This is a genomic window from Streptococcus sp. 5346 (assembly GCF_013277455.1).
Classification (GTDB): domain Bacteria; phylum Bacillota; class Bacilli; order Lactobacillales; family Streptococcaceae; genus Streptococcus.
In genome coordinates this window covers 281,233-300,629 of sequence record NZ_VMMY01000002.1, presented here as the reverse complement: position 1 = coordinate 300,629, position 19,397 = coordinate 281,233, and the positions used below count along the sequence as shown (strand labels likewise).

Genomic DNA, 19,397 nt, shown 5'->3' with positions numbered 1-19,397 from the left:
ATTAGAACTCCGTAATTTCGAAGGCGCCAGTTTCTTTTTCGTAATCTAGCAATTTGTCAGACAAGAGTTCGATATATTCGATATTGTACTCTGGGCGATTTTCTTCGACAAGTTGGCGAGCAGCGATGCGGCCCTCAAGTTCTGAGCTGGCATCGATGTCTAGGTAAAGTGCGCGTGTTGTTTCACGACGTGGGCTACGTTCTTTTGTTTCTTGATAAAAAACTTTGTAAATCATATAGTTCCTTTCTATTTTACAGGTCAGCTTATTCCAAACTTTTAGCATAGATTTGCTTGATTTCATTCCATTTTGTGTCTAGATTGACCTTGATTCGTTACAATTATTTCAATTATACCACAAAATGAAAAATTAGTAAAAGACGGAAACGAGAAAGTCACAGGACGATTTGTCGAGTAAACGCTTGCAAAAAAACAAAAATGTGTTATATTGATAATGGAAGTGAAATTTATTGCTTGTCATAATTCCATATAGTTTTTAAGTCAAGGAGGTTGCCCTATGTATAACTTATTTGCTTTTGCTATCGGAGCTCGCTTGGTAGCTTTTATCGTTTTTGTTGCTTGTGTTTATGGAGGGAATCTTCTATTTGCCAAAATGGAACGACGACAAACTAAGTTCTTGTGGAAAATTACCTTTGTGACTCTCTACTCGCTTTTTCTCCTCCTCGTAACCTATGTCGTTTGGTTTGTATTTTACTTTGGATTAAATGCTTAGATGCCCCGCTTATGCTGGGGCTTTTTGTTTGGGGATAAAGAGATAGTAGATTTACTATACGAAAATTCCACCCCATCTATCCAGATGAGGCGGTTTTGCATTTTTTAAAATGACATGACAATGGAATTTTCAGAGCTTATTATTTTTATGGGAGTCATTGTTCTGCTCAAAAATAGAGTTGAAGCATAAAAATAAAACAATACAAACAGATAAATCGAATGGTAAAGGGATAGTAGTAATGTTTAAATCATTGAGAATGCTGAGCAAACTGTAAGAGATGAAGACAATAAAATTTATCCTTCTAAAAATGTGTTTCTTATCTAGCATGACTTACCAAACTTTTTACGAAGGTCTTTTCCAATGGTATAACCTGCCATAAATAAAGCGATACCAACACCTACACCAAAGCCACCCTTTATTTCTTGCAATTCCTTATTAGAAATTTCACAATAGTTGTTCAAATCTTTCATCATATTAATCTCCTCCTAAAAAATAACCAGCTGCCAAACCAGAACCTATAAGTGCTGTTCCACCTGCAATAGCTTTCCAAGATACTGCTACTCCAAAGATAACCAAGGGAGCGAGACCGCCATCAATATCTGATAATTCATTTTCAGATAAGGATAAAAATTGATTGTCAAGAACGTCAAAATTTGTCATTGAACTTTCCTCCTTTTTTCTTGTTCACTTTTATATTCGTAAAAGAAAAGGAAAAGTGAACATTTTTTTAAATTATTTTTAGTTAAGTGAGGGCACTCTTGTTTAGGGATAAAGAAAATTCCCATGTGCCAGCTTTTGTAGTATAATAGTAAGCAGACCAAAAGATAGGAATATGTTATGAAAGTATTAGCTTTTGATACGTCCAGCAAGGCTCTTTCTCTCGCTATTTTAGAGGACAAGCAGGTTCTTGCCGAGACGACGATTAATATCAAGAAAAATCACAGTATTACCCTCATGCCTGCCATCGATTTTTTGATGGAAAGTTTGGACTGGACGCCCAAGGATTTGGACCGAATCGTGGTGGCGGAAGGGCCAGGTAGCTACACAGGCTTGCGAATTGCGGTAGCAACTGCCAAAACCTTAGCTCACACTCTGAACATTGAGTTAGTTGGTATGTCTAGCCTCTTGGCTCTGGTGCCCTACCAACAAGAAGGTCTGTTCGTTCCCTTGATGGATGCACGTCGCAACAATGTTTATGCAGGATTTTATGAAAATGCGAAACCTGTCATGCCAGAAGCGCACCTGCCTTTTGATCGAGTGATTGAGCTAATCAAGGGTGCTAGTCAGGTAACCTTTGTCGGAGAAGTTGGCCCCTTTGTTGAGCAGATTCAAGAACACTTGCCAAGGACTAATTTCAAAGAAACCTTGCCAAATGCAGCTAATCTAGCTCTCTGGGCCTGGGACAAGGCAGCAGACTCCTTGCACGACTTTGTGCCTAACTACCTCAAGCGTGTCGAGGCTGAGGAAAACTGGCTTAAGAACCACACAGAGTCTGGTGAGTCTTACATTAAACGCCTATGATAGAAATCAAACGAATCCAACAACAGCCTGAACTGGCTCAAGCCATCTACGCTGTCATGGTGGATGTTTACTCAGTCAGTCCTTGGACGCTGGAACAAATCCAAGCAGACCTGGCTCAAGACCAGACTTGGTATGCTCTGGCTTATGATGGGGCAGAAGTGATTGGTTTTCTAGCTGTTCAGGAAAATATCTTTGAAGCAGAAGTCCTGCAAATCGCTGTTAAAGGAGACTATCAGGGTCAGGGAATTGCATCAGCCTTGTTTGCTCAATTGCCGACAGACAAGGAGATTTTCCTAGAAGTCAGAAAGTCAAACCAACGAGCGCAAGCATTTTACAAGAAAGAAAAGATGGCAGTCATCGCTGAGCGAAAGGCCTACTACCATGACCCAGTCGAGGACGCCATCATCATGAAGAGAGAAATAGATGAAGGATAGATATATTTTAGCATTTGAGACATCCTGTGATGAGACCAGTGTCGCCGTTTTGAAAAACGACGATGAGCTCTTGTCCAATGTCATTGCTAGTCAAATTGAGAGTCACAAACGTTTTGGGGGCGTAGTGCCCGAAGTAGCCAGTCGTCACCATGTCGAGGTCATTACAGCCTGTATCGAGGAGGCACTGTCAGAAGCAGGGATTACGGAAGAGGACGTGACAGCTGTGGCGGTTACCTATGGACCAGGCTTGGTCGGAGCCTTGCTAGTTGGCTTGTCAGCTGCTAAGGCCTTTGCTTGGGCACATGGACTTCCACTTATCCCTGTTAACCACATGGCTGGTCACCTCATGGCAGCTCAGAGTGTGGAGCCTTTGGAGTTTCCCTTGCTAGCCCTCTTGGTTAGCGGTGGACACACGGAGTTGGTCTATGTTTCTGAGGCAGGTGACTACAAGATTGTTGGGGAAACGCGAGATGACGCGGTTGGCGAGGCCTATGATAAGGTCGGCCGTGTCATGGGCTTGACCTATCCTGCTGGTCGTGAGATTGACGAGCTAGCTCATCAGGGACAGGATATTTATGATTTCCCTCGTGCCATGATCAAGGAAGATAATCTGGAGTTTTCATTCTCAGGTTTGAAATCTGCCTTTATCAATCTTCACCACAATGCCGAACAAAAGGGAGAAAGCCTATCTACAGAGGACTTGTGCGCTTCCTTCCAAGCAGCTGTCTTGGATATTCTTATGGCAAAAACTAAGAAGGCTTTGGAGAAATACCCTGTTAAAACCTTAGTCGTAGCAGGTGGGGTAGCAGCCAATAAAGGCCTCAGAGAACGCCTAGCGGCCGAAATCACAGATGTCAAGGTTATCATCCCACCTCTGCGCCTCTGCGGAGACAATGCAGGTATGATTGCCTATGCCAGCGTCAGCGAGTGGAACAAAGAAAACTTTGCAAGCTTGGACCTCAATGCCAAACCAAGTCTCGCTTTTGATACCATGGAATAAAATGGAGTCAGCTTAAGGCTGGCTTTTTCAATCACCAAAGTGTCAGAATATTTTGACAAAACTATAAAAATAATGATATAATATGCAAAAGCTAGGAGGTGGTAAGATGATCGAGAGAATGGAATTGGGAGAATTTTACAAGGAGTTGCGCTTGGCTAGAAAGCTCAAGCAGTCAGATGTGGCTTGTGCTGGACTAACAGCCTCTCAGCTGTCCAAGTTTGAACTAGGGCAGTCTATGCTATCTGCAGATAAGTTGATCCTAGCCATCCAAGGGATCAATATGAATTTTGATGAGTTTGGGCACAAACTCAATAACTATCAAGAATCTCCACATATGCGATTTGGTAGAAAGGTTGTGGATCGCTTTGCACATCAAGATATTGCTGGATTAGAGCAACTGTTGGAGGAAATCAAGCAAGAACAGATGGCAGAGACCTATCGTCGTTTGAATGCCATTGTGATTAAAGATGCTATCCATTCCTTAGATAAAAGCTATCCGCTAGCAGAGGAGGATAGCGAGTTTTTAACTACCTACCTCTACGCTATTGAGTCTTGGACCTGGTTTGAACTCTATATATTCTGTAATACCATGCCCTTCTTGAGCAATCAAGATTTGATATTTTTATCAACCACTTTACTTGAGAAATCTAAGGAATTTAAAGAGTTGGTACATAATAGACTGTATATGAAAAGTGGATTTCTGAATATTATATCAGAGCTCATGGAGCGAAAACTTTTCTCTTACATCCCAATCTTTGAAGCTGAGCTGGAGAGTATGCTTCGTCCATACGATGTTTTTGAAAAAGTATTGTGGCAATTTTTAAAGAAAATGAGTATTTTCCTTCAAACCAAAGGAAACAATCAAAAAGAGATTGAACACTTTATCCAATCTCTGCAAGTATTAGAAAATCCACAATTGATAGCCCTCTTCGAATTGCGTTTTCAGCAATACAAAGAACTTATCGATTAGTTAGAAACGGGAAAATGATAATAATCTCAGCAACGATTGTCAATAATGTTAAAATTTGTTTTTTCATAGTTTCTCCACTCCTCATTAGTAATAACTTTATTATACCAGGGAAATAATCAAATCTACTAAAATCGCAAATCTGAAATTTCTATAAGAAAAAATATCAAATATGCGATTTTCTAAAATAAGCCAATATCTGTGTTATACTGTCCTTGTAAAGCACTTGAAGCAAATCCTAGGTCGCAGAAGTGGTTTACAAATGAAGATAATTGAAGGAGTGTAAAAGATGTTAAATTTACAATTTGCAGAAACAATGGAATTGACAGAAGCTGAGTTGCAAGATGTTAGAGGAGGAAACCTCGTAAATTCTATGGGAGGTGGCGGAAGAAGTGGTATATCTGGTTGGGGCGTCCCAGGAATTTACCCTGGTTGGGGCAATCAAGGGATGAGTCCTAATCGTGGAGCTTTTGATTGGACTATAGATTTAGCAGATGGATTGTTTAGCCGCCGTAGAAGATAGGCTCTCATAGGAGATAATAGGATAAAGAAAATGAAAGAAATGAAATTTCACCTAGCAACGGGATTGTTGATTTTGACTTATTACATCATTTTTAATGTCACATCAGACTTAGATTTTATGGTTGCTTTGTCTGATAATATGTACTATGTGTTCCAAGTTTTATTGGTACTTATTCTGGGAACTGTAGCTACAATTGTTTTTGTCAAAAGTGAATATTGGAAAGAGTGTGGTCGTTTCCAGTTTCGTTGGTCTTACCTGGGTGTTTTCCTTCTTTCTTTTTTCTTATTGTTCGTGTGGGCAAATCTAACAACCTATATCTTTCCTCGTACCCAGAATGGAAGTGTAGTCGTGGAGGTAGCCACCAGTTTAACAGGAACTAGCTATTTTGTTACGCGAATACTTTATACTAGTATTATCGCACCTGTATCAGAAGAGGTTGTTTGTCGTGGCTTTTTGATGACAAGTTTATCTAAAGTTAAAAGATACTATCTTGATGTTCTTGTTTCCGCTGCCATATTTGGCGCTATGCATGTTTTGCAGTATGGTTGGATAACGACAGATTTCATAAAGTATTTTGGAATGGGCTTGATATTTTGTATGATATTTCGTTACACTCGCTCCATCTATTGGGCTATAGCTCTGCATGCTTCATGGAATAGTTTCTTACTCATTGTTACTTTATTGGTATTTGGATATTAGAAAGGTGATATATGAAAAAGATAACCTTACATTATTACTTTTTTATAGCATTCCTACTCGTCATTGCTTATCAGTACCTTAGTGGTCTGGTTTTATCTAGCGACTTTGCTATTGGTCTATCTGACTTTGGCTATTATTTATCAGATATGATGTTGCATTTTCTTGTCGTTTTTATTGCTTTTTTTGCTATGGTTAAGTCAGGAAAATGGCAACAAATCAACAGTAGAAAGTTTAAAGGATCCTATCTTTTCTATTCCTTCCTAGCTCTGCTTGCTTTTGTTATTTGGAATTTCGTCACCTTTTTTCTTTTCCCACCTACCCGAAATGAAATTGCTTATCAACTGGATGTTCCTACTTTTACAGGAGCTACAGCATTTTTGATGTATTTTTTCTATCCTGTGATTGCAGGTCCCATTTTTGAAGACATGATTTACCGTGGATTGGTGATGACTGCTCTGGAGAAAGGGAAGAAATGGGGACTGGATGTACTTGGCTCAGCTATATTATTTGGAATCTTACACATTAGCGGCCATGGTTGGATCCTAACAGACTTTTTTGTATATATGGGTGGTGGTCTCATATTTGCAGTCTTGTTTAGAGTGACAAAGTCCATTTATTGGCCTATTGGACTGCATATAGTTTACAATGGCATTGGTCAGATTTTGATGTTACTGTAATTTTGGTTGTTAGTAGTATCGCGGTCTATCCTTGGGGAAAACTTCCCATTTGAATTTAAAAAGGAGTTGTGATGAAAGTATTTCTTCAAAATAGAGATTTTAGGCAATTAACCATCAACCAGTGGATTTCAACGCTTGGGGATACGATTTTTTATCTGGCCTTTTTGAATTATGTGGCAGATGCGTCTTTTGCCCCTCTGGCGATTTTACTCATCACGATTTCAGAAACCCTGCCTCAAGTTCTGCAAATCTTTCTGGGAGTTTTGGCGGATTTTCAACATCATCGTGTCCTAAAATACACAGTCATTAGTTTTGCAAAATTTTTGCTTTACTCTATCGTTTCTTTATCACTTTCAGGGCAGTCCTTTTCCTTAGTACTAGTAGCCTTTATTTGTCTGATTAACCTCTTGTCTGACACATTGAGTTATTTTTCAGGCGCTATGCTCACTCCGATTTTCATTAGAATTATTGGGCAAGACCATCTGGCAGAAGCTATTGGATTTAAACAATCAACTGTTAGTTTAGTGAAAACAATCAGTAATATTTTAGGAGGAGTCTTACTAGGTATTCTATCTATCCAGTTTATTTCCTTACTGAACGCTCTTACCTTTTTAATCGCATTTTTAGGTATCCTATTCATAAAAACTGACCTCTTGAAAGTAGAAAAAACGATTAGCTATCAAGAAGGACTCTCTGTAAAATCCTTTTGCCAGCATTTGCTCCAATCATCGAAATTGATATGGAATATGAATAAGGTGCTCTTGGTTTTGTTTATTATTTCTATTAGTCAAGCAGTGATAAATGTTACAGTTCCTGTCTCTACTCTGTTTTTGAGGAATCAACCCTTTTTGAATTTACAAACAGGTCAATCTCTTGCTTTGCTATCCACTTTTGAACTGTCAGCCCTGATTGTCGGAAGCCTTGTAAGTGGCTATCTGAAAAATATGATTTCTATAAAAACAGCTCTCTATGCCTCACTTGTCATCCAATTGCTTCTTCTAGTAGGATTTGCCACAGTTCGTTTTGACTGGATTCTCATCTTTAGTACCTTGGATGCCTTTTTCGCAGGTATTCTCTCTCCTCGATTACAGGAACTTGTTTTTAAACAAATACCTGAGGAGTCAATGGGAGCAGTTCAATCCTCTATCGGTGCCATTACGGTTGTTTTACCTAGCTTATTTACAATAGCTTTGGTAACCATTGCTACTAGCTTTGGAACTCTGGCAGTTAGCTTTGTTTTATTGCTATTTCTTCTAGTTGCCTTTGTCATGCTTCTGAATATTCGTGAAAGTATTTAGCGGAGAATTTGTCTAATATATGTTTGAGACTGGATTGCCAGTCTTTTTATGATGGTCAAAATCAGCAGACTTTTTTCTCTTTCCTGAATGTGTTATAATAGTCCATGCTGTGGCTGGATTCTTATCAGCCTACTTATACTCTTCGAAAATCTCTTCAAACCGCGTCAGCTTCTATCTGCAACCTCAAAACAATGTTTTGAGCAACCTGCGGCTAGCTTTCTAGTTTGCTCTTTGATTTTCATTGAGTATTATTAAGACAATATGAGGAGAAAGATGAAAGAAAAAGGATTTTGGGAGGGGGCGCAGGCAGCCATGCCAACGGCCCTTGGCTATGTCAGTATCGGGCTGGCCTGTGGGATTATTGGTGCGCCCTATGTGACACCTGTAGAGATGGCCTTGATGAGCCTCTTTGTTTATGCTGGGAGTGCCCAGTTTGCCATGTTGGCACTGATTGCGGTTCAAGCCCCTGTGGCAGCTATTGCTATGACGGTTTTTTTGATCAATTTGCGTCTCTTTTTGTTGAGTTTGCATGCGTCGACCTATTTTCGTCATACTAGTCTCTGGCACAATATCGGTATGTCTAGTATCTTGACGGATGAGACTTATGGTGTTTTGATGGGCGAATTGGCTCATACAGACAAGGTCAATCCTATGTGGATGCACGGGAACAATCTCAACAGCTATGTGGCTTGGTTTGTGGGAACAGTGGTCGGAACGGCTCTAGGTGGCCTGCTGCCAAATCCAGAAATCTTTGGGCTGGACTTTGCTTTGGTTGGGATGTTTATCGGCATTTTTGCTTCGCAATTCCAGATTATGCAAAGACGGATTCCTGTCCGCAATCTGTTCATCATCCTAGCGGTTGTTGCGGTGTCCTTCTTTTTGCTCTTGACAGTGGTGTCTCAGTCACTAGCTGTTCTGTTTGCGACCTTGCTAGGTTGTACAATGGGGGTGGTTTTAGATGGTCAGTAAGTATCTTTTATTAGCAGTTATTTTCTCTGGCTTGGTGACTTGGATTCCCCGTATGATTCCCTTCATCTTAGTCAAGTATAAGGGTTTGCCTGCGATCGTTGAGCGTTTTTTGAAGTTCTTGCCTGTTTCTATTATCTTTGCCTTGATTCTTTCAAGCGTAGTGACAGGTAAGGTTGGGAGCCTTCCTCAAATTAAATGGCTGGACTTCTTAGCAGTCTTTCCAACGGCTTGGGTAGCCTTTCGCTACCGCAATCTAGTCGGTACGGTTCTCTTTGGAGTGGTCTTAATTGCAGTCTTGCGTTTGATCTTTTAATACTCTTCGAAAATCTCTTCAAACCACGTCAGCGTCGCCTTACCGTAGATATATGTAACTGACTTCGTCAGTCTTATCTCCAACCTCAAAACAGTGTTTTGAGCAACCTGCGGCTAGCTTCCTAGTTTGCTCTTTGATTTTCATTGAGTATAAATCAGCCATAAACAAAACTTATCACAGAGATAGATATCATATAATGGCGTAAATGCTCTTTTTCTGTTAAGATTATAAGGTATTCTATTTTGGAGGAAATGACATGAAAAAAATCGTTAAATACTCATCTCTTGCGGCCCTTGCGCTTGTTGCTGCAGGTGTGCTTGCGGCTTGCTCAGGTGGTGCTAAGAAAGAAGGAGAAGTAGCTAGCAAGAAAGAAATCATCGTTGCAACCAATGGCTCGCCAAAACCATTTATCTATGAAGAAAATGGCGAATTGACTGGTTATGAAATTGAAGTGGTTCGCGCTATCTTTAAAGACTCTGACAAGTATGATGTCAAATTTGAAAAGACAGAATGGTCAGGTGTATTTGCTGGTCTTGACGCTGACCGTTACAATATGGCTGTCAACAATCTTAGCTACACTAAAGAACGTGCGGAGAAATACCTTTATGCCGCACCAATTGCCCAAAACCCTAATGTCCTTGTAGTGAAGAAAGATGACTCTAGCATCAAGTCTCTCGCTGATATCGGTGGAAAATCGACGGAAGTCGTTCAAGCCACTACATCAGCTAAGCAGTTAGAAGCATACAATGCTGAACACCCGGACAACCCAACTATCCTTAACTATACTAAGGCAGACTTCCAACAAATCATGGTGCGTTTGAGCGATGGCCAATTTGATTATAAGATTTTTGATAAAATCGGTGTTGAAACAGTGATCAAGAACCAAGGTTTGGATAACTTGAAAGTTATCGAACTTCCAAGCGACCAACAACCTTACGTTTACCCACTTCTTGCTCAGGGTCAAGATGAGTTGAAATCATTTGTAGACAAACGCATCAAAGAACTTTACAAAGACGGAACGCTTGAAAAATTGTCTAAACAATTCTTCGGGGACACCTATCTACCAGCAGAAGCTGATATTAAATAATTTCTTGAAATCATCCATTCTGAGTAAGATGGGTGATTTCTAAGTCTTTAAGGATATAGTTTTAAACTATATCTCTGATTATCTAATAACAATTTGTGCAATTGAAGAAAGTATGAGATACTAGTACGGTATTATTTTTAAGGAGAAAGAATCATGAAAATCAAAAAATGGTTAGGCGTAGCAGCCCTTGCTACAGTCGCAGGTTTGGCTCTTGCAGCTTGCGGAAACTCAGAAAAGAAAGCAGACAATGCAACAACTATCAAAATTGCAACTGTCAACCGTAGCGGTTCTGAAGAAGCTCGTTGGGATAAAGTTCAAGAATTGGTTAAAAAAGACGGAATCACTTTGGAATTTACAGAGTTCACAGACTACTCACAACCAAACAAGGCAACTGCTGATGGCGAAGTAGACTTGAACGCTTTCCAACACTACAACTTCTTGAACAACTGGAACAAAGAAAACGGAAAAGACCTTGTAGCGATTGCTGATACTTACATCTCTCCAATCCGCCTTTACTCAGGTTTGAATGGAAGTGACAACAAGTACACTAAAGTAGAAGACATCCCAGCAAACGGAGAAATCGCTGTACCAAACGACGCTACAAACGAAAGCCGTGCGCTTTACTTGCTTCAATCAGCTGGCTTGATTAAATTGGACGTTTCAGGAACTGCTCTTGCAACAGTTGCTAACATCAAAGAAAATCCAAAGAACTTGAAAATCACTGAATTGGATGCTAGCCAAACAGCTCGTTCATTGTCATCAGTTGACGCTGCCGTTGTAAACAATACCTTTGTTACAGAAGCAAAATTGGACTACAAGAAAGCACTTTTCAAAGAACAAGCTGATGAAAACTCAAAACAATGGTACAACATCATCGTTGCGAAAAAAGATTGGGAGTCATCACCAAAAGCTGATGCTATCAAGAAAGTGATCGCAGCTTACCATACAGATGAAGTGAAAAAAGTTATCGAAGAAACATCAGACGGTTTGGATCAACCAGTTTGGTAATAAGAAACAGGGAGGTGGGAGAGAGAATTCCACCTCTTGCTTTTGTATAGAGCATGGATTGTCAGGAAGAGTAGTTCATAGAAAGGTAGAGAGAATATGGTTTTTCCTAGTGAACAAGAACAGATTGAAAAATTTGAAAAGGATCATGTAGCCCAGCATTATTTTGAGGTTTTGCGTACCTTGATTTCTAAGAAGTCGGTCTTTGCCCAGCAGGTTGGACTTAAGGAAGTCGCAAACTATCTGGGTGAGATTTTCAAGCGTGTGGGGGCTGAAGTGGAGATTGATGAGACTTACACGGCGCCTTTTGTCATGGCGCATTTCAAGAGTTCACGTCCAGATGCCAAGACCCTGATTTTCTATAACCACTATGACACTGTGCCAGCGGACGGAGATCAGGTCTGGACAGAGGATCCCTTTACGCTTTCGGTGCGCAATGGTTTCATGTATGGACGTGGGGTTGATGACGACAAGGGTCATATCACAGCTCGTTTGAGTGCTTTGAGAAAATATATGCAGCACCATGATGATTTGCCTGTCAATATCAGCTTTATCATGGAGGGTGCGGAGGAATCGGCCTCGACAGACCTAGATAAGTATCTGGAAAAACATGCGGATAAACTCCGTGGGGCGGATTTGTTGGTCTGGGAACAAGGGACCAAAAATGCCTTGGAACAGCTAGAAATTTCTGGTGGAAATAAGGGGATTGTGACCTTTGATGCCAAGGTGAAAAGCGCTGATGTCGATATCCACTCGAGTTATGGTGGGGTTGTGGAATCAGCTCCCTGGTATCTCCTTCAAGCTCTACAGTCTCTTCGTGCCGCAGATGGCCGTATCTTGGTTGAAGGTTTGTACGAAGAAGTGCAAGAGCCAAATGAACGAGAAATGGCCTTGCTAGAAACTTATGGTCAACGAAACCCAGAGGAAGTCAGTCGGATTTATGGATTGGAGTTGCCTCTCTTACAGGAGGAGCGGATGGCCTTTCTAAAACGTTTCTTTTTCGAGCCAGCGCTTAATATCGAAGGGATTCAGTCTGGTTATCAAGGTCAGGGTGTTAAGACTATTTTGCCTGCAGAAGCCAGTGCCAAGCTAGAGGTTCGTCTGGTTCCGGGCTTAGAACCGCATGATGTTCTGGAAAAAATTCGGAAACAGCTAGACAAAAATGGCTTTGATAGGGTAGAATTATACTATACCTTGGGAGAGATGAGCTATCGAAGCGATATGAGCGCACCAGCCATTCTCAATGTAATCGAGTTGGCCAAGAAATTCTATCCACAGGGCGTTTCAGTCTTGCCGACGACAGCTGGGACAGGGCCTATGCATACGGTCTTTGATGCCCTAGAGGTGCCAATGGTGGCCTTCGGTCTAGGAAATGCCAATAGCCGAGACCACGGTGGAGATGAGAACGTGCGAATCGCCGATTACTACACCCATATTGAATTAGTAGAGGAGCTGATTAGAAGCTATGAGTAGAGACATTATCAAGTTAGATCAGATCGATGTGACTTTTCATCAGAAGAAGAGAACTATCACAGCGGTCAAGGATGTGACCATTCATATCCAAGAAGGGGATATCTACGGAATCGTTGGATATTCTGGAGCAGGGAAATCAACCCTTGTACGGGTGATTAACCTCTTGCAAAAGCCATCTGCAGGCAAAATTACCATTGACGACGATGTGATTTTTGATGGTAAGGTGACCTTGACAGCCGAGCAGTTGCGTCGTAAACGTCAGGATATCGGGATGATTTTCCAGCATTTCAATCTGATGAGTCAAAAGACAGCAGAGGAGAATGTAGCCTTTGCCCTTAAACACTCTGGACTCAGCAAGGAAGAAAAGAAGGCTAAAGTAGCTAAGTTGTTGGACTTGGTTGGCTTGGCAGACCGTGCTGAAAACTACCCTTCACAACTATCTGGAGGGCAAAAACAGCGTGTGGCCATTGCGCGTGCCTTGGCCAATGATCCAAAAATCTTGATTTCAGACGAGTCAACTTCTGCCCTTGATCCGAAGACAACCAAGCAGATTTTGGCCTTGTTGCAAGATTTGAACCAAAAATTAGGCTTAACTGTTGTCTTAATTACGCATGAAATGCAGATCGTCAAAGATATTGCCAACCGTGTGGCAGTTATGCAGGATGGACATTTGATTGAAGAGGGCAGTGTCCTTGAAATCTTCTCAGACCCTAAACAACCTTTAACTCAAGACTTTATCTCAACAGCCACAGGTATTGACGAAGCTATGGTCAAAATCGAGAAGCAAGAAATCGTGGAACACTTGTCTGAAAACAGCATTTTGGTGCAGCTCAAGTATGCAGGTGCTTCAACAGACGAGCCACTTTTGAATGAATTGTACAAGCATTATCAAGTGACGGCTAATATCCTCTATGGAAATATCGAAATTCTTGATGGCACTCCTGTTGGAGAATTAGTTGTGGTCTTGTCAGGTGAAAAAGCAGCTTTGGCAGGCGCCCAAGAAGCCATTCGTCAAGCAGGCGTACAATTAAAAGTATTGAAGGGAGGACAGTAAGATGGAATCATTGATTCAAACCTATTTACCAAATGTCTATAAGATGGGTTGGTCTGGTCAAGCTGGCTGGGGGACAGCTATCTACTTGACTCTTTATATGACGGTTCTTTCCTTTATCATCGGAGGTTTCTTAGGACTGGTTGCAGGGCTTTTCCTTGTCTTGACAGCTCCAGGTGGTGTCTTGGAAAATAAGGTCGTTTTCTGGATTTTGGATAAAATCACCTCTATTTTCCGTGCGGTACCATTTATCATTCTCTTGGCAGTCTTGTCACCCTTCTCTCATCTAATCGTAGGAACAAGCATTGGTCCAAATGCGGCTATCGTACCGCTATCTTTTGCAGTCTTTGCCTTCTTTGCCCGTCAAGTGCAGGTTGTCTTGGCTGAGCTAGATGGTGGTGTCATTGAGGCGGCTCAAGCGAGCGGAGCGACCTTCTGGGACATCGTGGGAGTTTACCTATCCGAAGGTCTTCCAGATTTGATCCGTGTAACGACTGTGACCTTGATTTCCCTTGTTGGGGAAACAGCTATGGCTGGCGCGGTTGGAGCTGGTGGTATTGGTAACGTAGCCATCGCTTATGGATTTAACCGCTACAATCACGATGTGACTATCTTGGCAACCATCATTATCATTTTGATTATCTTTGCAATCCAATTCTTGGGAGATTTCTTGACTAAGAAATTGAGCCATAAATAAAAAAGAGCTAGGCAATCTGTACATCATTCATAGGAGTTGTCGTTATAGTCAAGACTTAAAATTCTCTGTACTGGTTGCTATCAACCGTTACTTTTATGAGTTAGAGAGTTAAGAATTGTGGGGAGTCAATATGCAAAATCTGGGAGAAGTTTTTAAAGAATTGAGAAAGAGCCGGAATGTATCTCTACAGGAGGCGACGGGAGGAGAGTTTACTTATTCCATGCTGAGCAAATTTGAGCGTGGAGAAGCAGATTTATCCTCTATGAAATTGATTACTGCCTTAGATAACATACACTCTGATTTGAATGAATTTATGTACTTGGTACGTGGTTTTTCTAAGAAAAAGGTTTTGGCTTTTCAAGAAAATCTTTGGGATTTATATGACAGAGAAGGGATTGATTCTCTACACTCCTTGTATGAAGAGACGACTCAAAAGTATAGATCAAGTGGTGAAACAAGCTATCTTTTACAAATGATTCGTATCAAAAGCCTTCTTGTGTTTTTTGATTCAAAAATAAGGGCAACGGATGAAGAACTGACTTTTCTCTATGACTATTTTTTTACTATTGACATCTGGGGAAATTATGAATTGGAACTATTTTCAACGATTTCTACTTTGTTTCCTCTGCCCCTCTATTTTAAATATTCTAGGGAGATGTTACAAAAGACGGATTTATTAGGCTCTTTACCTAGTAACAAAGTTGGTATTGACACCATTTTGATTAATGGACTCTTTAAAGCGATAGAGGGAAAGGATAAATTAAAAGCAGATTATTTTATCTTTCAGATTGAAAACCGCGATTTACCAGAATCTGAAGCTTATCTTAAAATCATTTATATGATTGCTAAAGGGTATTATGATACTATTTTTAAAGTAGAAAATAAGGGTCTTGAAAAAATCCAGAGAGGCATTACAATCTTACAAGATTTAGAGTATGTAGATGGTGCAAGATACTATGAAAACTATTTTGCAAATCAGCTTTCAAATAAAGATTTGTAATATATTCTTGTTACATCGACTGATGAAAAATAAATAGCCTTGTAGATGGATTGATAATTAGCAGTTTCTAGGCGCTAGAATTTCTATTTTCAGAAAAAATATATTACAAAAAAGTGGGGAGCCCCGCTTTTTTTGTTAGACTGAATTCAATAGAATACTCTTTGAAATGTGAGAAAGGCCTGTTATGAAACTATTCTTAAGACATCATTTATTTAGAATACTGACCTTATCAAGGTTTTTGAGCTCAAGTGGAGCTTATATTTATAATCTGGTATTTATCGTTTATGCTGCGAGTCTACCCTTTAAAAATATAGCTGTATTTATGGCGAATATGATTACGATTTTACCTTTCCTATTTACTTTTTATGTTGGGATTAAGGCTGATCATACTCGGAATAAAGCAGGGACAATTATCTGGGTTGGTTGTGTGCAAAGTCTACTATTTCTTTTGATTGCTAGTGTGATTCATGACCAGAACTTCGTAACGTTTGCTGTTATCTGTATGGTTAATATCTGTTCGGATATTTTATCAGATTATACAGCAGGCCTTCGTATGCCGATTATCCAGCATAATATTTCGGAAGATAAGCTCTATGAAGCTTATTCATTTACTCAGTTTGTTTCCTATTTATCAAATCTAGGAGGTCAAGCCTTAGGAGTGTGGTTACTCACAACAAGCCACCAAAATTTTTCTTTTGTTGCAATTGTGAATGCTGGCTTCTTTTTACTATCTTCTCTCATTTTGTTCAAAAATAGAAGAGAATTGACGCATTTGTCTGTAAGTGTAGAGGATAAGTCGATTAGTTTACCTCAACAAGTTAAGGCAATCTATGCGGACATGGATGATATTTTTAGACAGAGAGAAAGTCAATCATTGCTTAAAATGATTCTTGTCATTTTGGTAATGAATACTTTAGGAGGAGCTGTTGGAGGTATTTATCACTTTTACTTATTAGACCATACTATCTATCATCTCAGCTATGCTCAGGTCCTATTTTTAATCGAATGTGTTAGCTTGGGAGGAGCTATTCTTGGTAGCTTAACTCCCCATGATTATTTTGGTAAATTGTCTTTTTCAAGTTTGCTATCGCTCAATGCAAGTCTGTTTGTCTTGCTTGCTACTGCTAATATTTTAGATTTTTCTCCTCTAGTAGGTGTTGTTTGCTTAGCCTTTGTCATGTATTTGATGTCGAAATCAATGCCTAAATTAGATACTCTGTTATTGTCTAATTTGAGCGCGGATGTATTAGCTAGAAGTAATAATCTCTTGAGTATGATTTTTTCCCTAACATTACCCTTGGGGATGTCTGTATTTTCCTTCTTAGCTTTACAAGATATCAGGCTTTGTTGGTGTGTGTTTTTGGTAGTGAGTGTGATAGGGTTGATTTTATCACTAGAAAAAAGAAGTTTTTCGGGTAAAAAATTTTAACCTAGGAAAATCAGGCTTACTAGAAGGTCTTCCAGATTTGATCCGTGTGACGACTGTGACCTTGATTTCCCTTGTTGGTGAAACAGCTATGGCCGGAGCGGTTGGAGCTGGTGGTATTGGTAACGTAGCCATCGCTTATGGATTTAACCGCTACAATCACGATAAAACTATCTTGGCAACCATCATTATCATTTTGATTATCTTTAAATTCATACTCAATGAAAATCAAAGAGCAAAGTAGGAAACTAGCCGCAGGCTGTACTTGAGTACGGCAAGGTGACGTTGACGTGGTTTGAATTTGATTTTCGAAGAGTATCAATTCTTGGGAGACTTCTTGACTAAGTCTTGAGCCATAAATAAAAAAGAGCCGTGTGGCTCTTTTTTAGTAATCAGATTTTCTGTGCAAATTTTTTACTCAAGGCTTGTCCAATCAAGGCACCCACTAGGGCTCCGATGACAATACTTGCGATAAATAGAAGGACGGTTCCAGGATTTAGCGCGACCATGATACGGTCGATATATTCTTGGGATTTTCCTCTTGCTAGAAGGGTTGCCATATAGGTTTTGGGCGCAATCCACATAAGTAGGATTGGTCCTGATGTGCTAAAGGCAAAGAGAATAAAAGAAAGGAAGTTCTTTGTTTGATCTTTATATTTTCCTAAAAGAGCTACTGCATCTGCTAGCAGGCCACAGATAATTCCAGGAAGGAAGGCACCGGCACCGTGTTTAGTTCCTAAGAAAAAGAGCGCAATGACAAGGCCGATAGTGGTAATGGCTCCAAAGCGCGGAACTTTTGCGACTAGGATCATATAGACGCTACCGCCGACAAGGGCAGTAAAGGCAGGCGCATAAAACATGTTTCCAGTTTGGTCAAAGAGATTGCCCAAAAGGACACCAATCCCCATGCAGAGGAAGTAAAGAACTGCAAAAAGCAGTGTAGTTAAGATAGATTTTTTCATGAATTGTCTCCTGATAATTTTTTCACAATTCTCATTGTATCACGGTTTGCTGGGATTGTAAATGGGCGCAGCATCGAAGTTAATAGTCAGGTATTTCGGAATTTGAAGGTATCAAGTCAAGTTTTGCAGAGTTACTAAACAAACAACGTATTAAGGCCGCCCAACAACTTTTGCTTTCAACCAGTGACAGTATCGAAGATATTTGTTATGCTGTTGGTTACAGTAACGTGGGATATTTCTATAAAGTGTTCCGAAAATTGTGCGGAAAATCACCAAAAGCCTACCGAAAACAGGTAGAAACGATACTATAAGACTTGTATTCCCTTACAAAAGGTGCTATAATATGAATAATATTATTAGGAGGTTCTATTATGAAAAAGAAACCAATTTATCTATGGGTCTTGCTAATCTTGTCTGCTCTTATTTCAGTTTCATCTCTGTTTGGAATGTTGGGTCCCATACCTAGCAAAGAAGTCCTTCGTTCCGCTGCCGCTCAGAAACAGGTTGCAGGGGTCAGTGCTCAGCAGGTAGAAGATAGCATTAATTATAGCTATAGAGTGGCAGAAATATCTCATTCTATTTTTAATGTTGCTTTGATTGTGCTATCTGCTATTTTAGTTGTAGTAGCGATTGTCTTCCTTATTCGTAAGAATTTGCAATATGCAAACTATACTTATGTTGGCTATGTTTTGTTAGCTATTATCGGTTCGATTTATGGCTATGTTGGTTTACAGGACGCTGTGCAGTTGGTTCAAGATGAGACTATGCGTTTGACAATGAGTATTGGTTCAAAAGCTGTCAGCATTTTCTATATCGTCATCAATATTCTCTTCCTAGCCCTTGTCTTCTATAAGATGTGGCGACAACAGAAAGCCTTGGCAGAAGAGGAAACAGAAGAAGTTGCTTAAGTATTGACAAAAAAGAGCTATCAAGTTACAATCTTGGTAGTTCTTTTTCGATTAAAAATAAAATCATGGAGGTACATATGAAGACAATTTCTTTAGTTTATATTAGTTTGAGTGGCAACACTGAAAGTTTTGTGACGCGCTTGAAAGACTATCTCTTGTCCCAGTACGAGGGAATTGAGGTTCAAAAGATTCATATCAAGGATTTGGTCAAGGAAGGCCAAGATTTCTATGAAATGGACCATCCCTATGTCGCTTTTTTGCCGACCTATCTCGAAGGTGGGAATGGCGTTGATAACGGAGATGTTGAGATTTTGACGACACCCGTTGGGGATTTTATCGCCTATGGTGACAATGCTAGTAAGTGTTTTGGTGTGGTTGGTTCAGGAAATCGTAACTTTAATAACCAATACTGCCTGACAGCCAAGCAATACAGTCAACGTTTTGGTTTCCCTGTCTTGGCTGATTTTGAAATGCGAGGTATGCTGGGAGATATCAAACATGTCGCAGCTATTATCGCAGATTTGTATGAGTTGGAAAGAGAGAATTAAGGTAGTTATAAGAGGCAGTTGGGATTTGCTAACTGCTTTTTGAGTATAAGCAGTCTTTGAGAATGTAAAAAAAGCATAAGTTCAGGTCTTCAAAACCTTGTTCTTATGC

General features: G+C 40.1%; 25 protein-coding genes and 2 pseudogenes. 22 read left to right on the top strand and 5 right to left on the bottom strand.

The features are described 5' to 3' along the window. Nucleotide 1: 1 nt before the first annotated feature. On the bottom strand, nucleotides 2-235 hold the full coding sequence (locus tag HT732_RS02570) for a DNA-dependent RNA polymerase subunit epsilon (RefSeq protein ID WP_000639572.1): 234 nt from the start codon (nucleotides 233-235) through the stop codon (nucleotides 2-4). A 279-nt stretch (nucleotides 236-514) separates the two neighbouring features. Between HT732_RS02570 and HT732_RS02565 the strand changes: the two genes are divergently transcribed. Further along, a complete protein-coding gene (locus HT732_RS02565) occupies nucleotides 515-730 on the top strand; it encodes a hypothetical protein (protein WP_000282482.1) in 216 nt (71 codons plus the stop codon). 320 nt (nucleotides 731-1,050) lie between these two features. Here HT732_RS02565 and cibB read toward each other — a convergent pair whose 3' ends face one another. Beyond that, complete coding sequence (gene cibB / locus HT732_RS02560) at nucleotides 1,051-1,203, bottom strand: fratricide two-peptide bacteriocin subunit CibB (protein ID WP_000974044.1); 153 nt, start codon at nucleotides 1,201-1,203, stop codon at nucleotides 1,051-1,053. Nucleotide 1,204: 1 nt separating this feature from the next. Further along, the gene (cibA, locus tag HT732_RS02555) at nucleotides 1,205-1,390 is read right to left on the bottom strand and encodes a fratricide two-peptide bacteriocin subunit CibA (protein WP_000180841.1); all 186 of its coding nucleotides are present in this window, start codon (nucleotides 1,388-1,390) and stop codon (nucleotides 1,205-1,207) included. Between the two features lie 177 nt (nucleotides 1,391-1,567). Here cibA and tsaB point away from each other — a divergent pair, with 177 nt between their 5' ends. From tsaB to HT732_RS02505, 10 genes are all read left to right on the top strand, one after another. Then, nucleotides 1,568-2,251, top strand: coding sequence for a tRNA (adenosine(37)-N6)-threonylcarbamoyltransferase complex dimerization subunit type 1 TsaB (gene tsaB / locus HT732_RS02550; protein WP_173253840.1), 684 nt, complete (start codon nucleotides 1,568-1,570; stop codon nucleotides 2,249-2,251). Next, entirely contained in the window at nucleotides 2,248-2,685 is a 438-nt protein-coding gene (gene rimI, locus HT732_RS02545; RefSeq protein WP_050242654.1) for a ribosomal protein S18-alanine N-acetyltransferase, read from the top strand. Before tsaB ends, rimI begins: the two co-directional genes overlap by 4 nt. Further along, the gene (tsaD, locus tag HT732_RS02540; RefSeq protein ID WP_173253839.1) at nucleotides 2,675-3,685 is read left to right on the top strand and encodes a tRNA (adenosine(37)-N6)-threonylcarbamoyltransferase complex transferase subunit TsaD; all 1,011 of its coding nucleotides are present in this window, start codon (nucleotides 2,675-2,677) and stop codon (nucleotides 3,683-3,685) included. The genes rimI and tsaD overlap by 11 nt, the downstream gene beginning before the upstream one ends. 106 nt (nucleotides 3,686-3,791) lie before the next feature. Next, nucleotides 3,792-4,655 carry an XRE/MutR family transcriptional regulator gene (locus tag HT732_RS02535; RefSeq protein WP_173253838.1) on the top strand — a complete coding sequence of 288 codons (864 nt, stop codon included), beginning with the start codon at nucleotides 3,792-3,794 and terminating at the stop codon, nucleotides 4,653-4,655. Between the two features lie 286 nt (nucleotides 4,656-4,941). Beyond that, entirely contained in the window at nucleotides 4,942-5,175 is a 234-nt protein-coding gene (locus HT732_RS02530; protein ID WP_173253837.1) for a hypothetical protein, read from the top strand. 21 nt (nucleotides 5,176-5,196) lie between these two features. Beyond that, nucleotides 5,197-5,874, top strand: a complete 678-nt coding sequence (locus HT732_RS02525; RefSeq protein ID WP_173253861.1) for a CPBP family glutamic-type intramembrane protease — start codon at nucleotides 5,197-5,199, stop codon at nucleotides 5,872-5,874. Between the two features lie 11 nt (nucleotides 5,875-5,885). Beyond that, the gene (locus HT732_RS02520; protein WP_173253836.1) at nucleotides 5,886-6,551 is read left to right on the top strand and encodes a CPBP family intramembrane glutamic endopeptidase; all 666 of its coding nucleotides are present in this window, start codon (nucleotides 5,886-5,888) and stop codon (nucleotides 6,549-6,551) included. A 71-nt stretch (nucleotides 6,552-6,622) separates the two neighbouring features. Beyond that, nucleotides 6,623-7,849 (top strand): MFS transporter, encoded by a 1,227-nt coding sequence (locus HT732_RS02515; protein ID WP_173253835.1) that lies wholly within the window; start codon nucleotides 6,623-6,625, stop codon nucleotides 7,847-7,849. 273 nt (nucleotides 7,850-8,122) lie between these two features. Then, nucleotides 8,123-8,818: an AzlC family ABC transporter permease gene (locus tag HT732_RS02510; protein WP_173253834.1), complete on the top strand. Its 696-nt coding sequence runs from the start codon at nucleotides 8,123-8,125 to the stop codon at nucleotides 8,816-8,818. Then, nucleotides 8,808-9,131 (top strand): AzlD domain-containing protein, encoded by a 324-nt coding sequence (locus HT732_RS02505; protein WP_125415531.1) that lies wholly within the window; start codon nucleotides 8,808-8,810, stop codon nucleotides 9,129-9,131. Before HT732_RS02510 ends, HT732_RS02505 begins: the two co-directional genes overlap by 11 nt. Before the next feature lie 39 nt (nucleotides 9,132-9,170). Here HT732_RS02505 and HT732_RS10460 read toward each other — a convergent pair whose 3' ends face one another. After that, nucleotides 9,171-9,293 carry a hypothetical protein gene (locus HT732_RS10460; protein WP_041171571.1) on the bottom strand — a complete coding sequence of 41 codons (123 nt, stop codon included), beginning with the start codon at nucleotides 9,291-9,293 and terminating at the stop codon, nucleotides 9,171-9,173. Nucleotides 9,294-9,387: 94 nt separating this feature from the next. On the opposite strand from HT732_RS10460, the gene HT732_RS02500 reads away from it, so the two are divergent. From HT732_RS02500 to HT732_RS02465, 8 genes and pseudogenes are all read left to right on the top strand, one after another. Beyond that, the gene (locus tag HT732_RS02500) at nucleotides 9,388-10,218 is read left to right on the top strand and encodes an amino acid ABC transporter substrate-binding protein (RefSeq protein WP_173253833.1); all 831 of its coding nucleotides are present in this window, start codon (nucleotides 9,388-9,390) and stop codon (nucleotides 10,216-10,218) included. Between the two features lie 153 nt (nucleotides 10,219-10,371). Continuing rightward, nucleotides 10,372-11,226, top strand: a complete 855-nt coding sequence (locus HT732_RS02495; RefSeq protein ID WP_125454341.1) for a MetQ/NlpA family ABC transporter substrate-binding protein — start codon at nucleotides 10,372-10,374, stop codon at nucleotides 11,224-11,226. A gap of 96 nt (nucleotides 11,227-11,322) precedes the next feature. Next, nucleotides 11,323-12,696 carry a M20/M25/M40 family metallo-hydrolase gene (locus HT732_RS02490; protein ID WP_049513070.1) on the top strand — a complete coding sequence of 458 codons (1,374 nt, stop codon included), beginning with the start codon at nucleotides 11,323-11,325 and terminating at the stop codon, nucleotides 12,694-12,696. Further along, nucleotides 12,689-13,750 carry a methionine ABC transporter ATP-binding protein gene (locus HT732_RS02485; protein ID WP_000085662.1) on the top strand — a complete coding sequence of 354 codons (1,062 nt, stop codon included), beginning with the start codon at nucleotides 12,689-12,691 and terminating at the stop codon, nucleotides 13,748-13,750. Before HT732_RS02490 ends, HT732_RS02485 begins: the two co-directional genes overlap by 8 nt. A 1-nt stretch (nucleotide 13,751) precedes the next feature. Continuing rightward, the gene (locus HT732_RS02480) at nucleotides 13,752-14,444 is read left to right on the top strand and encodes a methionine ABC transporter permease (RefSeq protein WP_023932463.1); all 693 of its coding nucleotides are present in this window, start codon (nucleotides 13,752-13,754) and stop codon (nucleotides 14,442-14,444) included. Nucleotides 14,445-14,706: 262 nt separating this feature from the next. Beyond that, nucleotides 14,707-15,444, top strand: coding sequence for an Rgg/GadR/MutR family transcriptional regulator (locus HT732_RS02475; RefSeq protein ID WP_240155825.1), 738 nt, complete (start codon nucleotides 14,707-14,709; stop codon nucleotides 15,442-15,444). 184 nt (nucleotides 15,445-15,628) lie between these two features. After that, nucleotides 15,629-16,873, top strand: a complete 1,245-nt coding sequence (locus tag HT732_RS02470) for a transporter (RefSeq protein WP_173253831.1) — start codon at nucleotides 15,629-15,631, stop codon at nucleotides 16,871-16,873. Nucleotides 16,874-16,895: 22 nt separating this feature from the next. Then, nucleotides 16,896-17,114 (top strand): annotated as a pseudogene (locus HT732_RS02465) (hypothetical protein); the annotation flags it as partial. Between the two features lie 148 nt (nucleotides 17,115-17,262). Here the strand turns inward: HT732_RS02465 and HT732_RS02460 are convergent. Next, nucleotides 17,263-17,832: an MptD family putative ECF transporter S component gene (locus HT732_RS02460; protein WP_173253830.1), complete on the bottom strand. Its 570-nt coding sequence runs from the start codon at nucleotides 17,830-17,832 to the stop codon at nucleotides 17,263-17,265. A gap of 116 nt (nucleotides 17,833-17,948) precedes the next feature. On the opposite strand from HT732_RS02460, the pseudogene HT732_RS02455 reads away from it, so the two are divergent. From HT732_RS02455 to nrdI, 3 genes and pseudogenes are all read left to right on the top strand, one after another. Continuing rightward, nucleotides 17,949-18,143: pseudogene (locus HT732_RS02455) on the top strand (helix-turn-helix domain-containing protein); the annotation flags it as partial. A gap of 60 nt (nucleotides 18,144-18,203) precedes the next feature. Further along, nucleotides 18,204-18,740 carry a hypothetical protein gene (locus HT732_RS02450; protein ID WP_000729038.1) on the top strand — a complete coding sequence of 179 codons (537 nt, stop codon included), beginning with the start codon at nucleotides 18,204-18,206 and terminating at the stop codon, nucleotides 18,738-18,740. Between the two features lie 77 nt (nucleotides 18,741-18,817). Continuing rightward, a complete protein-coding gene (nrdI, locus tag HT732_RS02445; RefSeq protein WP_000849611.1) occupies nucleotides 18,818-19,288 on the top strand; it encodes a class Ib ribonucleoside-diphosphate reductase assembly flavoprotein NrdI in 471 nt (156 codons plus the stop codon). Nucleotides 19,289-19,397: the final 109 nt, after the last annotated feature.

Coding starts and splice junctions, on each gene's coding strand:
- cibA (WP_000180841.1), bottom strand. CDS start 1,390: ATGACAAATTTTGACGTTCTTGACAATCAATTTTTATCCTTATCTGAA.
- HT732_RS02530 (WP_173253837.1), top strand. CDS start 4,942: ATGTTAAATTTACAATTTGCAGAAACAATGGAATTGACAGAAGCTGAG.
- rimI (WP_050242654.1), top strand. CDS start 2,248: ATGATAGAAATCAAACGAATCCAACAACAGCCTGAACTGGCTCAAGCC.
- HT732_RS10460 (WP_041171571.1), bottom strand. CDS start 9,293: ATGGCTGATTTATACTCAATGAAAATCAAAGAGCAAACTAGGAAGCTA.
- HT732_RS02535 (WP_173253838.1), top strand. CDS start 3,792: ATGATCGAGAGAATGGAATTGGGAGAATTTTACAAGGAGTTGCGCTTG.
- HT732_RS02470 (WP_173253831.1), top strand. CDS start 15,629: ATGAAACTATTCTTAAGACATCATTTATTTAGAATACTGACCTTATCA.
- HT732_RS02480 (WP_023932463.1), top strand. CDS start 13,752: ATGGAATCATTGATTCAAACCTATTTACCAAATGTCTATAAGATGGGT.
- HT732_RS02570 (WP_000639572.1), bottom strand. CDS start 235: ATGATTTACAAAGTTTTTTATCAAGAAACAAAAGAACGTAGCCCACGT.
- HT732_RS02565 (WP_000282482.1), top strand. CDS start 515: ATGTATAACTTATTTGCTTTTGCTATCGGAGCTCGCTTGGTAGCTTTT.
- HT732_RS02510 (WP_173253834.1), top strand. CDS start 8,123: ATGAAAGAAAAAGGATTTTGGGAGGGGGCGCAGGCAGCCATGCCAACG.
- tsaD (WP_173253839.1), top strand. CDS start 2,675: ATGAAGGATAGATATATTTTAGCATTTGAGACATCCTGTGATGAGACC.
- HT732_RS02515 (WP_173253835.1), top strand. CDS start 6,623: ATGAAAGTATTTCTTCAAAATAGAGATTTTAGGCAATTAACCATCAAC.
- HT732_RS02475 (WP_240155825.1), top strand. CDS start 14,707: ATGAAATTGATTACTGCCTTAGATAACATACACTCTGATTTGAATGAA.
- HT732_RS02450 (WP_000729038.1), top strand. CDS start 18,204: ATGAAAAAGAAACCAATTTATCTATGGGTCTTGCTAATCTTGTCTGCT.
- HT732_RS02520 (WP_173253836.1), top strand. CDS start 5,886: ATGAAAAAGATAACCTTACATTATTACTTTTTTATAGCATTCCTACTC.
- HT732_RS02490 (WP_049513070.1), top strand. CDS start 11,323: ATGGTTTTTCCTAGTGAACAAGAACAGATTGAAAAATTTGAAAAGGAT.
- HT732_RS02485 (WP_000085662.1), top strand. CDS start 12,689: ATGAGTAGAGACATTATCAAGTTAGATCAGATCGATGTGACTTTTCAT.
- HT732_RS02460 (WP_173253830.1), bottom strand. CDS start 17,832: ATGAAAAAATCTATCTTAACTACACTGCTTTTTGCAGTTCTTTACTTC.
- HT732_RS02505 (WP_125415531.1), top strand. CDS start 8,808: ATGGTCAGTAAGTATCTTTTATTAGCAGTTATTTTCTCTGGCTTGGTG.
- HT732_RS02495 (WP_125454341.1), top strand. CDS start 10,372: ATGAAAATCAAAAAATGGTTAGGCGTAGCAGCCCTTGCTACAGTCGCA.
- tsaB (WP_173253840.1), top strand. CDS start 1,568: ATGAAAGTATTAGCTTTTGATACGTCCAGCAAGGCTCTTTCTCTCGCT.
- cibB (WP_000974044.1), bottom strand. CDS start 1,203: ATGATGAAAGATTTGAACAACTATTGTGAAATTTCTAATAAGGAATTG.
- HT732_RS02500 (WP_173253833.1), top strand. CDS start 9,388: ATGAAAAAAATCGTTAAATACTCATCTCTTGCGGCCCTTGCGCTTGTT.
- nrdI (WP_000849611.1), top strand. CDS start 18,818: ATGAAGACAATTTCTTTAGTTTATATTAGTTTGAGTGGCAACACTGAA.